This is a genomic window from Pseudomonas fortuita (assembly GCF_026898135.2).
Taxonomy (GTDB): Bacteria; Pseudomonadota; Gammaproteobacteria; order Pseudomonadales; family Pseudomonadaceae; genus Aquipseudomonas; species Aquipseudomonas fortuita.
The window spans coordinates 2384141-2397314 of record NZ_CP114035.2; the positions used below are offsets into that span (position 1 = coordinate 2384141).

Here is a 13174-nt window from a genome sequence, read left to right on the forward strand (position 1 = left end):
GATCAGCGCTCCAGACGAAAAATTGTATGGGTCTCATTGTCTTCGTCTAACCCTTGATTGGCGCTGTAAGCGAGATGCAGTGAGATGTTATTTTGGTTGGCTAGCGTGTTCTCGAAATGCAGAACCAAACCAGCACCTACGATGTGGCCGGTCGGGGCGATTGGGAATACGTCCATTCCTTGAACGTCACGGAGCGTGCTCAAGCTTCCTGACCACTCGCTTATCCCGAGTACAAAGCCAGGCAGCAGCACCGCGAACTCAACGGTTGGTTGAGGTGTGGGTACTTCGTTATGGGTGATGGCAATCCAGTTGGGCGGAGACCAGTGATCGTTCCGATGCCATTTAGTGTCAACTTTAGTTATGCCGAGTGACAGGGCCTGTTCGGCCGTTAGTAGTTTTGGTCCGTAATGCTCGTTGTGCCAGGCTTTGATTTCAGTTTGTAGCGAGGCGAAGGCAGGAAGTTTATTTTCAAAATCCAAGGTGATGCCAGGGTGCGACTCTCCATCATTAATACGATTGCCGAAGACGGTGCGTGCTGCCCACAGCTCAATTGGGCTATGAAGGTGCTCATGTGCCTTTGCGTGTAGATAGAGGCCTCCTGCAACGATGGCTACGCCTACGAGGACAAGGGCAGCTGCGGCCCATCCGGCAAACGGCACAACCGATGTAGCACCCGCAACGGCAAGTCCGGCTTCAAGGACGACAGCAGAACCAATAGCCATAGTTAAGCCACCAGTCATCGTGTATCCGGCAGCTGCCAGATTGCCGTTCGCTCTCTGGCGCCTCATCTTGGCGAAGTCAGAAGACAGGCTAAATGCTATCGCTGGGTAACCTGCTAAACGCGCAAATAGATTGCTACTCAAGAACTTGACAATCCCGTTACCAAAGGCCATGCCTGGTGCGGTCGGACTCAATCTCAACATCACGGCCTTCTGCGTTGCTCGCACGCTGACCATCGTCGCCGCCGCTGCACCGATCACCCCAAAAATCGATGAAGCAAAGCCCAAGGTGTATTCCGGTGCATCGTTCTTCTGCAGGCTGTTATAGGCCGTCTTCAGCGATAAGATGTTGAACCACAGCATCCCCGCATTCAAACCACCCCCGCCGCCCGAGGTGAGCAACCCGAGAAAGTTGGGCTTCACTCGCGCAGTGGTGGTCAGTTCTATCGATATTGTCCGGCTACCCGAGATGCGCAGTTGTTTCATTTCCTCAACCTGCGCCATGCCGCTCTTCAAATACTTCTGTGCCTCCTGGCTGAATGGATTTTCCGTGATGGCCTGTTCGCTGATTCGATAGCGCGCTGCCAACAGCCCCAACGCCTTCTCGGCATTCGCCTCCCGCGCCGCCAACAGCACCTGCTGACGCAGGCCATGACTGGCATCCCAGCGGGTTTGCCCGCGCAGGCGCTTGAGCACTACGGTATTGACCGCCTGGGCGGTAAGGTCGGTGATGTCGGCCATGGCCGGGAAGCGACCCACCAATCCTTCGATCACGTTGTCGCTGGCACCGAACAAAGAGCCGGTCGAATCCGCCTTGTCCTTGAACGGATTGAACGGCGCCAAGGCGGTGTAAAGCGGGCTGTCGTGCTGGTCCAACCATTGCTCCAGGCGTTTGAAGCGTCGGTCATGCTCTTCGGTGCCGGGTGTCGGTTGGCCCATCGGGTGAATCAGCAAAGCCAGCGAGATTTCCAGGCCGCGGGCGGAGGTGCGCTCGTCGCGGTCGTAACACGCCAGGGCGGCGGCCAGGCTGTGGGGGTTGTCGATATGTTGCGATTCGGCAGTGGCCAGCCAGGCGTCATGATCATTGCTGGCTTGCAACGCCAGGTTGCGCAGGACTGCCATACGCCGTTCGAGCTCGTCGCGTTCGGCAAGTAAACGCCGGTATTTGGCGATATCGATGCGCTTTGCCAGGCGCGCGCCGCTGGGGGAGTAATCCTCATGGGTGAGGGCCTGGAAATGTGACTCGGCCGCAGACAGCGCAGGCCCACGCCGCTCCGTGCCCAGCCTGAACGCGGCCAGTTCCGGTGAAGGCGCATCGGCCGGGTACATGCTTTCCAGCGTCTTGTTCAGCAGCATGCCCACCAGGTTGCGATGGTGAAAATCGCGGCTGTGCACGCTCAGTTGCGCGGCATCCAGGCGGTAGCACGCCGGCACGGGTTCCTGCTCGGGAGGTTGCGCGGGTTTTGTGTGTGCCAGTTGTTCGGCGGGCATCAGGTCGCGCATTTGATGCTGGTAGGCCGAGACCGACAGGCTCAGGTCCAGGGCCATGCCTTCGGCGTCGGCGAGTGCTACTACCACCGGTACCTTCGGTTGGGTCCAGGGGTAGTGACGCGCCACGGCGACCAGGTTGCCGATAGGCAAGGTTTCGGTGATCGGGTCGCTGCTCCAGGTCAGCGGCATGCGCCGTTCGGTTGGCTTGAAGTCTTCGACCCAGGTTTGCAGGGCACTGACCGGCAACACATGGGGCTGGGTGGATGGCGCCTGGTTGCTGGCGATCAGTTCGGCCATGTCCAGCTGGCGCATATGCCGTTTGCGCAGGGCTGATGAACCGGTGATGCGGGCGGTCACGGCGTTGGTCCACAGGTGGGGGCTGTAGCCGATCCACACTTGCCTGGCGGTATCGGGGCAGGTATCGGCCCACACCCAGCCCATGCTGCGGCTGGAGAGATAGCGATCACGCAGGTGGTAGTTTTCCAGCCCTTTGTAACTCAGTTCCTTGTAAAGACCCGCGCCAACGTACTCATGGATGACCAGCTTTTCGCCCTTCGGACCTTTCATGAACACGTAGACATAACCCGGGCGCAAAGCGCGCAGGGTGTAGGCAGAGTGTTGCAGCGGAGGGAAGCTTTGTTCCAAATTGAAACCCGCACTGGCATAGCGGCAGGCGGGTGTGTCGCCGGTGCGTGGCACGATGGCATAGCGCACCGGCAGGATGGGGATGCGTGCGCTGCAGGCAGGGCCGGAGGTGGCACTGCTGACACTGGCGTCATTCATGGGTGGGTTCCTTGCTTTCGATCAGTGCGTGCAGCTCGCGGAGGCGGCCTTGGGGTGACTCCTCAAGGTTGGTGTAGATCTTCCCCGCGTGGTCATCGGTCATGAGCCACCTGTGCCTGGCAACCAGCCTGATGAATTCCCCAGTGACTTCCTCATCGCCAAAGTTGAGGGCTTTCAGTTGCGGCAGCAGGCGTTCGATCCATTGCCGGATGTCGGCCAATGTGTGGGTGGCGTGTTGTGGCAGTGCTAACACCTCATGCGCCAACGTGAGCACGAAGTGCTCGTGCATGCCTGCTTGCAGCCGCTCAAGTTCAAGCTGGCGAAGGGGTAATGCAGATTCCTGATAAGAGCGGGCAGTGGTCGGGCTGCGCTCGAGCTTTTTCCACGCGTGCACCGGCCCCCAGTTGATTCGCCAGGCCAGCGACGTCACAGGGCCAAGCCACGTGGCTGCATGGTCTTCATCCAGTGCATCCAGCCAGGCCGCAAGGTGGTCAGGTTTGAATTGGTAAGTGGCCAGCCCCTGGTCTGGAAGCGCGATCTGCACAAGGCTGGTGAAGTGGTCTGCCAACGGGGCAAGGCCGATCTCGGCATCCAGCGCGAAGGCACCGCCAATGGGCATCCAGGTCGATATTGCATGGGCAAGCAGTTCGGGCGCTTCTGACACGTCTACCAGCAATGGTCCAAAGTCGTGACGGTCGTCCAGGGTGCTGCGCCTCCACAGCCAGGCGTGCTGGGTATTTCGGCTGATTTCATTGATGAGCTCGAGTACCGAAGGGGCATAGGCCGGGACCCGTTCGCCCTCTTGAGGTATTGGTCGGTAGGCCCAGTGCTCGAGCACGCGGGTCAACAGCAACATGAACCGAGCGTTATTTGCGAAGTGCTCGTCTGGCCGCGCATTTGAAAGGGCTGTTTTCATTGGCCTGGCCCTCTGATGCAGCGGCAGTCGGGCAAAGTGCAGGTGCCATCGGGCCGGCGTCCGCACTGGCGCTCCAGGGGCTTCCCATTGACCGGCGCGCCGCTGATGGAAAAGAGGTTGCTTGCCCCATCTGCCGACTTGAGCATCTGGCCGGTGATGCGAATCGTCGGGCTGTCCAGTGTGATGCCGGTTTCATCGATTCGAATGGAGCCCCCAGGGCCTTGGATGACCACTGCTTCCGATGCTCGAAGTTCATAACGGCGAGTACGTCTGCGGATTTCCCCTCGGGCTTCAAGCTCGGCATGCCCTTCGACCTGCTGCTCAAGGTTGCCGCCAATGCGGGTGTGGTGATTGGCTGTGATCTGGTCGTGGCGGTGATTGCCGATGGTTTCCACACGATCCTTGGCGATCTTGATTGTGTGGTTTTGACCGATGTCGAGCGTGGCGTCATGCCCGATGGTGACGTGCTCATCGTTGCCAACCGTTTCATTACGGTCGTGGCCGATCAGGATTGATTCGTCGTTATTGACCTGTTCTTTGCGGTCATTGCCTACCTGCGTATTCTCATCGTGCCTGACCACATTGTTCTGGTCCTTCTGGGCATGAATGAACACTTCCTCCTGACCCAGTTCGTCCTCAAAGCGCAGCTCATTGGAGCCATCGCCCTTGTGGGTCTGGCTCTTGATGGTCATGCGGGTCTTGTGGCGGGGAAGGTCATACGGCGGCAGCTGGTTGCCGCAGTAGGTACGGCCGGTGATCATCGGCTGATCGGGGTCGCCATTGACGTAATGGATGATCACGTCCTGGCCGATGCGCGGGATGGCCATCGAGCCCCAGCTGCCGCCGGCCCAGCCCTGGGATACCCGAATCCAGCAGGAACTGAATTCGTTGTCCTGGCTTTCGCGGTCCCAGGGGAAGCTGACCTTGACCCGGCCCCATTCGTCGCAGTAGATCTCTTCACCGGGTGGCCCGACCACAGTGGCCATGTGCGGGCCGTCAACGCGTGGTTTGGGCAACGGTGCCGGGCGCCACTCGGTTCTGCCCGGCACCAGTACCGCCTTTTGCTCGTATCGTGTGCTCTGGTCAGCCCCGGCAGCTTCTTCCTGCAGGCTGGTGAACTGGCTGCCTTCGTGGCTGACTGTGCTCACTCGCCAGTGCACATTCAGGTCTTCGCGCGGGTGGCCGGTCAGGGTGAAGCTCAGGCCCGGTTGCAGGCGTATATCGTCGCCTTGCACCTCGGCAATGCGCACGTCGTGGCGCAAGGCGGTGATGCGGTTTTCGGTGAACGGCTTGCCAACGGCATCGCGTTTGTAGCGGCCTGGGTAGTCGAAGCACTCATAGTCGGCGGACTGGTGCTTCAGATAGGGGCCTGAGGCCCTGTGTTCCTGGCGGTAGGCGGGGTGGGTGAAGGTGTAGTCGCGTTGAACCTGCCGTGCGGGACGCACCTGTTCGCTGTAGCGCAAGCGCCGCAGGCAGGGTTGGGGCTGGTCGCCGCCTCTGTTGGCGTGGTACAGCACTGTGTAGGGTTTGGTTGATTCATCGCCATCGACAAACCCTTCATCGATGATCTTTGCTTTAGCTGCGTTGCACTCGATGTGCCCCAATGTCAGCAGTCGGTCGGTGATGATCAGCTTGTGATGCTTTTCAGTGTGCTCGAACCGATAGACCAAACCTTCTTCAGCAGCGATGCGCGCAAAAAAGTCGAGATCGGTTTCGCCGGCCTGTACGCAGAATTCCCGCGGGTGATAGTTGAAGCCAGTTCCGAATTGATACTGGGTGATGCCTTGTCGTTTCAGCATCAGTTCGAGAATTTGCGGCGCGGTCTTGTGCTGGAAGATGCGCCAGTTCGAGCGCAGTCTGGCGCGGGCCAGTTGCGGCTCGACCAATGCGTGATAGTAAGTGCGGTGGAAGCCGCTCTCGCCCTGGCTGAAACTGCTGACCAGGCCGTGCACGTAGCGGACGGGGCGTTCACCATCGCAGATGGTGAACAGCACGGGCTTGTCGAGCAGGTGGCCGAAGTCGACATCGTGTTCGAAGCTGATGAGTTTCAGGGTCAACTTGAACGGTTGGCTGAGTTCCTCCTTGAGCTCGAACGACACCACTTCGAATTCAGTTTTTCCGACCACGGGCTGGAAGCTGTATCGCAAATCAGATTGGGTAGGCATAAGCAGTCCTTGTCCGCCGTCTGAAGTATCAGAAGTCCGGGCAGGCAAGCCTGCCCGGCTCCGCAGCTAGATCACACAGCTGTTTCTTTGGGCTTGCGCCAGTCGTCTGCACCTGCGGTACTTGCCGTAATGTGCTCCCACTCAATGCCGCGGTAGGCCATCGAGACTTTGAAGAACTGGGTGAAGTCGCTGTTGTCCTTGTCCTGCACGTGTGGCATTTCGAGGTCGATATCGATGATCACAGCGTCGATCAGCTTGGTCGTAAAAAAGCGTTCCTGGGTGCCTTCAACCGAGGTCCGATACCAGCTGAGCTCGACATTGGGCAGCATTTCTCCGCTGGACAGCGCGCTGTAAAGCAGCGGTACCGCCTTGTTCAGGGCGCAGGTGAAAATCAACGGCCCGTGTACCCGTTGGCCGGCCGGCTGCCCGCTTTGCGGATCTGTGGGCACGGTGATGCGGTGATTGACTTCCTGCACCAGGATCTGGTCTTCGTGACCTTCTACGTAGATGTTGCCGACTGAGTCGGCGGTGAAGGCGCCTTTGGTGATGTTGCCTTGGGTCTTGCCTTCGATGGCGATGTAAGCGGGTGTTGGCATGGCAGTTTCTCCTGCGTCCATGTGGATTGACACGCGCACAACAGTGGCGTGGCCATCGGAAACGATGGGCTTTTCAACAAGGCCGAAGCCTCATCAATTCGTTGAATTCTGTTGGCCTGGATAACCGCGGCTTAATGCTGCAAGATGCCGTTGAGCGACTCCAGTACCTCGGTGGTAATCAGGTGCAGGCGATAGCTGTAGATGCCGTAAGCCACCGCCATGGCGATGGCCGAGATCACCAAAGGACTCCACCAGGGCCACTGCCGGTTCATGCGGAAATTGCGTGGAGCCACGTTGGTGTAGGGGTCGCAGACTTCTTCTGGCGTGGGGCCGCGCAGTTCGCGGATGATTTCGTGCAGTTGGTGAATCAGTGCGTTGAGTGTTTCTTCGCCTTTTGGCGCGAGCGCATACTTGCCTTTCAGCCCAAGGCACAGGGCGTAGTACATGAACTCCAGTACGTCCTGATAACGCGTGGGCTCCTGCATCAGGCGGGTAATCACGGTGAAGATTTTTTCCCCGCCCCAGGTTTCGTCGTGGAAGATGCTCAGCAGTGGCTCCTGGCTCCAGCAACTGCTCTTGCCCCAGGATCGTTCCATGACGGCCTCGTCTATGAACAGGCACAGGCCGTAGGAATACGCCAGCAACTGAGCGGGCTCGTAACCGTGCTGGCGCATTTCTTCCTGAATGTTGTCGATCTGGTTACGTACTTGCTGGTGCACATCCTTGATGTTTGGCAGTTCGTCCAGCGTGCGCAGGCGTATGACCAAGCCGAACAACGGTGACGCGGCATCCAGCATCAGGTTGGCGAAGCCGCCCCGCAGCTGAAATTCCGGGTCGGCGGGGTAGCCTTCCGAGGCGGGCTCTGGTTCAGGGGTTGCCGTGGATGCTTGCGCATTGGTTGCCGTGGCCTGGGCGCTGGATGCCGGCTTTTTAAGGGTTGGATCAAGCGGGCTGACTTCAGCGTTTTTGTCATCGATGGGCGTTTTATTGTCTTCTCCCATTTCACTCACTCCTGATCGCCCAGAACTGCAGTTCAAGCCCTGGGAAATCGCCCGCAATATGGATGCCGAAGCCATTCGCCTTGGCCATGCATGCCCAGGCGGGGTCGCGCCGGTCGAGCTCGAAGTAACTGAAGCCCGCATGGAAGGGCAGGTCGCGTGGCGCCACCGGTAATGGCAACAGAGGGATACCCGGCAGTTGCAGCGGCACCAGGTTGCTCAGTGACTCAAGCGAGGTGATCTTGGCTTTCTGGATGAACATCTGGCGCAACGTTTGCGGTGGCAGGTCGGCGCGCACGGCGAGGATGAAGTCGGCTTCGTCGATCAGCCGACGGTCTTGTAGCGTAGTCGTTATCACGCCGAATTGTTCGCTTTCCAGCGGCAGTGAAACAGCGCGTGGCTGCAACACGGTGCTCAGGGACCGGCGCAGGGTGTCTTCCAGGGGCTTGAACGAGGCGCGCAGCGCAGTGTGGTGGTACGCGGGGTACTCTTGCGGCAGCCTGTTCTGGTCGGTGAAGGTGACGAATTCGCCACAGGCTTGGCTCATGCACAGGTACAGCTGCTCGGGGTGCGTTTGCGCTTGCCTGGCCAGATGCTGGAAACACGGCCACCAACGGTTCATTGCCTGCAGCAGGTTGAAGTCGCGGATGTCGGCGATACCGGACTGGCCCGAAGCGCCTATACGCGTGGCAAGGCCGCGCGCCCGCTCGCGCAACGTGTTGGTGATTTCGTCAAGGAACCGTTGCAGTGCCGGCACCGCCCGCACCGACACGCTGGTGGGGTAGAACGCTTCGTCCAGTTGCACGCTGCCGTCGGGGCGTCGTCCCAGAATACGTGCCAGGGCGAGGCGGGTGTAGGCGCTGCTGTCTTCGGTGGTGCGTCTGAGCTGCAGGTTGGGCACGGCAAGGTCTACCTGTACCAGGTCACCGTCAGCGGTGTGGGTATCCTTGATTTCCTGTGCCTGGGCGGTGTAGCGGAAGTTGGCGGCATTGTCGGGCCAGCTCACTTCGCGGCCGCCATTGGTGCGCAGCGGCAGGCACAGATACACCTCGCTGTCTTTACAGGCGTCGTCGTCGATTTCCAGTGGCGGCGGTGGAGGCAGGTCGGCGGGAATATCGAACACCGTCCCGTCCGGCATGACGCCCCGCGCCCGGGTGATGGCGATCTTGCCCAGGCTCAGGTATTCGTCGTTCAGCTGAAGTTCGCTGAAGCCGTAGAAGGCTGCATTGAGGCTGGCGAGGCGCTGGTTCAGGGCTGCTTCGCTGGCCCTGGCCGCCTGCTGGAAATGTTGTGGTTTGACGAACAGGCCTTCGGGCCAGAGGACGGGGTTACGTGAACTCATGGGCGCTCCGTGTCAGCGTGCGTAAGCAGTAAGGGCAAAGGGTGTCGAGGCGCCATCAGTCTTCTTCCTTGAGCAGGATGTGCGTGTCGTTGACCAGCACCGACAGCATGATCTGGCGGCCGCGCGGCGGAATGCGCAGCACTTGCCGCCAGGTGGCGTTTTCATGGCCTCGGTAGTCGCCAATCACCGCGACGAAGCGCGTTTCGGCGTGGATGGGCTCGAACGGGATGTACTTGAACTGGCCAGGGCGCAGCAGGTAGTCGTCACCACGGATGTAGGTACTGCGCAGTGCCTTGGCCGGGTCCTGGTCCAGCAGCTGGTACACCGTGTTGCGCAGCAGTGAGTCGTCGCGCAGTTGCAGGATCTTGATGGCGATAGGCGTGGCCACAGGCTCTGAGGTAACGGCCGTGGTGCGCGGCAAGGTCAGCACCACGGCAGGGTCGTCGTAGCTGCCAGGTGCGCCTTCTTCCAGGGGCGAGCGTGCCGGGTCGCTTTCGTCTTCGTCGTGCATTTCGACCGGGGACATCGCAGGAAATTGCACCTGCAGGTATTCGAACAGGGTCCCGATTTTTTCGGTCAGCGCATAGGGGTCCCCGGCACTCAGGGTCACTGCGTAGGGGCTGGGTTCCAGGGCCGGCTCCTGTTCGTCCGCTACGTCAAGGCTATTCGGATTGCCGTTGAGGGTAGGGCTGGCATTGATGCTGAACGCGACCTGGGTCGCATGATCCTTGGGCGGCCCGATGGGCAACGAAGGGTCCATGACGACCTGGCTCGCTCTGCTCAAAGAGGTGCAGCCGGTGAGCCCGACCAACGCAAGCAGCAGCGGCGCGATCAGTAGTGGATGACGCGTCATGGGTGTTCTCCTGCAATCAGGCGCTGCAGTGGGCATTCTCCGAATGCCTCGGCATCAGCCGCTGCCTCCAGCGCTGCCAGAGGGTCATTGCCCACGGCTGCCTTGAAGACCGAGCAGATCTCGACCGCTGGTTGAGGGGCAGAAGGATTTTTTGGCCAAGGGGTGGCAGGCTCTTCGGCTATCAGGCGGTCGAGCACCCTTTGGTCCGGGTTGAACAGGTCCTCCAGCGAGCGTGTGCAGGCTTGATCCTGGGCGTACTGAACCTGTAGCCGGTAAGCACCAATGCGAAGCTGGTCACCTTCAACAAGACGCCTGGGTGCAAGCGTTTCCAGGCTGGTGGAGCTGTCATTAAGGTAGGTGCGGTGGCAGTGGTCGATCACGCAGAAGCTGCCTTCGAGCCAGCGTATTTCGCAGTGCAGGGGCGCAACGGTCTGAGCACGGTCATTGATCCGCCAGCTTGCCCGTTCGCTGCCGATGGTGCCGCCCTTGCAATCGAACCGGTGCCGGGCAGTAACGTCGTGCTGCAGTTGGTCGAGGTTGGTGATGCTCAAGGTCACTGAATTCATGAACGTCCCCGGAAGCGTACAATCGGGCTGATCTGGCCATGCCGATCATCGACGAAGCTGGTCCAGCCCAGGTAAGCGCCCTGGCTGCGGTGCAAGCAGAAGGGTGACAACGCGTTCTGTTTCAAACGCAGCTCCAGGTCGTAGGCCAGACCGTCACGCAGCAGAAAGTCGATCAGTGCGCGCAAACGGCCGAAGTTGATGCCGCTGGGCAACAAGTCCCGCAGCTGCGCCTGGTCGAGCTCGCTGATCACGATGGTGAACTTGCTGCTGCGGGTGCGCGTGCGGCTGCCGACCATGAACGTGCTGCCCAACTGCCCGTTGGCACGCCCCAGGCTTACAAGCTGCCTGGATGTGGTGATGACTGAGCGCGTCTCGAACTCGCGGATTTGCACATGCTTGAGGTCGAAGCAGTGCGCAATGATGCCGGCCACAGTGCCCGGCGCACGGCTGCGGCTGGCGATCACCCCGGCAAAACTGAGCAGGCGGCTCCAGGGCAGCGCCGTGTCCCCTCGCAACTGCGCGTCGTTAAGCCCCAGCAGGGCAAACACATACTGCGAAAACCCGTCACTGGCACCCGGCTGGAAACGGATGTAGTAGCGGTACTTGCGCCATATACGGTGCAACAGGCTGAGCAGGTAGTGGTTGAAAAAGTCGAAGAAGGCCGGGCGTACACCGATGCCCTGCGCATGTTCATAGGCCACCTGTTCCAGGTAGTAGGTGGGCAGTGGCGAATCGGTGCCATGCAAGCCCAGAAACGTGGCAACGACGCGGTAGCGTTCTTGCTCAGCGGGCATCCTCTGGGCTTTGTACACGTCCGACACCGGGAAGCTCAGCCGTGGGTCGCAGGCCAGGCGCACCCGCCGCCGGGTGACTTCGTCTGGCCAACGGGGTTCGAGGTCATCGCCATGCAGCCCGTGTAGCCGCTCCAGCAACTGGAAGAAGTTGTACTGATGCGCCTCCGAGAGCAGCTTGTCGGCTAGATCAGCGGTTGCTTGCCGGTCTGTATTGGCCATGTGTAGTGCTCGTTATTGGTGGTGTTGATCACTTCCAGCTGATGGAAGGAGTTGATGCTGGCGTACAGGGCGAAGAAGTGGGCCAGCACGCAGCTGAACAGGTACAAGTCGCCTTCGCAGAGGAAGGCGGTCTGGTCCAGTTTTAGACGGGTGTGCAGGCCGCGAATGGGCTGCCCCTTGATCAGCCAATCCATGGGCTGTGTATGAATGTCGCGCATGCCGGCCAGGCGTTTACGGGTGGTGCGGGCCTGCTGGATGTCGTGCAGGGCCATGAAGTCGTAGGCGCGGATCACGGCTTTCAACGGCTCTACCGAGAGCAGGGACAGGTAGTTGAGCGACATGTTGGAGATCAATGCCCACTGCAACTGGCCGTCCAGCACCGGCCGACAGGGGCGGGTGGGCTTACAGAGATTGGTGTAGGTGGCCAGCGGGGGCGTCAGTTCGGTCAGGACGTTGATGTCATCGATGCCCAGCGCCAGCGGCAGGTCCCGATTGGTGCAGGTCAGGTCGATGGACGCGGTTTCCAGTTCGCCTATGTAGCTGTTGGCATCGGCGCGGACGAAGGCGATTCGATGCGTGACGCCATCGCCGCGCAGAGACTCTTCCAGCTGGCAGCGGTAGTACAGCGCTGTGCGCCCCTGAACCTGCTCGATTTCATGGGCGAACGACTCGAAGGGGCGGAAGGTTCGCAGCTGCTCACCGGTGTTCCCGTCAGTCGTCGTTCGGGTGCTGATGACCTGGTCGACACTGAAGATTTCGTAGCCGTGCGGCTCTGTGCCCTTGGGCTTCAGTGGAACAAGGGCCTCCTGGCCGGACAGGTCGATGGGCTCGGCGCTGTGCTGGAACAGGTTGACCGCAGGTGCGCAGAACAGGTTGAAATCTGCTCTGCCGACACGCAGCGTGTCGGGTAGCTGGCGGGTGAAGTGAAATTCGAGGCTTACCTGCTGGCTGTAGTGAGCTGGCCAGATTTTTTCCAGCCCGGTCACGCTGAAAAAATGGAAACGTTGGGGGAAGGCGAAGTATTCCTGCAGGATCCGGTAGCCATCAAAGACGTTCTGCGGGTAAGGCAGCAAGGCGTCGTCGGGGCTGAACCCCGGGAATGCGATGCTGTTTGCCGGCAGCCGGCGAACCTCGCCATTGATGGTCACGCTGACATGCTTGAGGTATTGAGAAACCCACAGGTAAAGCGTGCGCGCGCTGAGGGTATCGCCACTGAGGTAAAAGTCGAGGCTGGTACAGCCCAGGCTGTTCAACGGCCGCTCGACCAGTGTTTGAAGGCCGATGCAGACCACGGAACTGTCGAGTGTCTGGGTGGCGCCCACCGTGTCGATCTCGAACGGATGAATGTTGACCGCTGTGCAGGTGCGAAACTCGCAGGCCACACCGTCCACCCGTTTCGAGAACAGCCGCGACCCTCTTGGGATGCGCTGTGACTGGCTGAGGGATTGCCTGACCGGGCTGAACTGGATGATTGTCGCGCTGGGCAGGGGCCGCAAATAGTTCGGCCACAACAGCTGCAGCATGGGATGGGTCAGCTCTGGCAAGTCGTCTTCCAGCTTCAGCCGTAGCTTGGCGGTGAGGAACGCAAAGGCTTCCATCAGGCGTTCGACATCGGGGTCGCTGGCACCTTTGCCAAGCAACCGGGCAAGTTGTGGGTTGTCTTTGGCGAAGTCGTTGCCGAGTTCGTGCAGGTAACGCAGTTCTTCGCTGAAACTGTCTTTCAGTGACATCG

Annotated in this window: 10 protein-coding genes; all 10 read right to left on the minus strand. The window is 60.1% G+C overall.

What is annotated here, in order from left to right; genetic code table 11:
• Window positions 1-2: 2 nt before the first annotated feature.
• The 10 genes from OZ911_RS10900 to tssF all read right to left on the minus strand — a co-directional run bounded on the left by OZ911_RS10900 (window position 3) and on the right by tssF (window position 13172).
• On the minus strand, window positions 3-2993 hold the full coding sequence (locus tag OZ911_RS10900) for a T6SS effector BTH_I2691 family protein (RefSeq protein ID WP_268968647.1): 2991 nt from the start codon (window positions 2991-2993) through the stop codon (window positions 3-5).
• Complete coding sequence (locus tag OZ911_RS10905) at window positions 2986-3849, minus strand: DUF4123 domain-containing protein (RefSeq protein ID WP_023048050.1); 864 nt, start codon at window positions 3847-3849, stop codon at window positions 2986-2988. Before OZ911_RS10905 ends, OZ911_RS10900 begins: the two co-directional genes overlap by 8 nt.
• A gap of 56 nt (window positions 3850-3905) precedes the next feature.
• Entirely contained in the window at window positions 3906-6074 is a 2169-nt protein-coding gene (locus OZ911_RS10910; RefSeq protein WP_268968648.1) for a type VI secretion system Vgr family protein, read from the minus strand.
• Window positions 6075-6145: 71 nt separating this feature from the next.
• Window positions 6146-6670 (minus strand): Hcp family type VI secretion system effector, encoded by a 525-nt coding sequence (locus OZ911_RS10915; protein ID WP_023048048.1) that lies wholly within the window; start codon window positions 6668-6670, stop codon window positions 6146-6148.
• A 131-nt stretch (window positions 6671-6801) separates the two neighbouring features.
• Window positions 6802-7671: a type IVB secretion system protein IcmH/DotU gene (gene icmH / locus OZ911_RS10920; protein WP_070086879.1), complete on the minus strand. Its 870-nt coding sequence runs from the start codon at window positions 7669-7671 to the stop codon at window positions 6802-6804.
• Between the two features lies 1 nt (window position 7672).
• Window positions 7673-9010, minus strand: a complete 1338-nt coding sequence (gene tssK, locus OZ911_RS10925) for a type VI secretion system baseplate subunit TssK (RefSeq protein ID WP_023048047.1) — start codon at window positions 9008-9010, stop codon at window positions 7673-7675.
• Window positions 9011-9065: 55 nt separating this feature from the next.
• On the minus strand, window positions 9066-9863 hold the full coding sequence (gene tssJ / locus OZ911_RS10930; RefSeq protein ID WP_023048046.1) for a type VI secretion system lipoprotein TssJ: 798 nt from the start codon (window positions 9861-9863) through the stop codon (window positions 9066-9068).
• Entirely contained in the window at window positions 9860-10429 is a 570-nt protein-coding gene (locus OZ911_RS10935; protein ID WP_031312003.1) for an FHA domain-containing protein, read from the minus strand. The genes tssJ and OZ911_RS10935 overlap by 4 nt, the downstream gene beginning before the upstream one ends.
• Window positions 10426-11442, minus strand: coding sequence for a type VI secretion system baseplate subunit TssG (gene tssG / locus OZ911_RS10940; RefSeq protein WP_023048044.1), 1017 nt, complete (start codon window positions 11440-11442; stop codon window positions 10426-10428). The genes OZ911_RS10935 and tssG overlap by 4 nt, the downstream gene beginning before the upstream one ends.
• A complete protein-coding gene (gene tssF, locus OZ911_RS10945) occupies window positions 11406-13172 on the minus strand; it encodes a type VI secretion system baseplate subunit TssF (RefSeq protein ID WP_023048043.1) in 1767 nt (588 codons plus the stop codon). The genes tssG and tssF overlap by 37 nt, the downstream gene beginning before the upstream one ends.
• Between the last annotated feature and the right edge of the window lie 2 nt (window positions 13173-13174).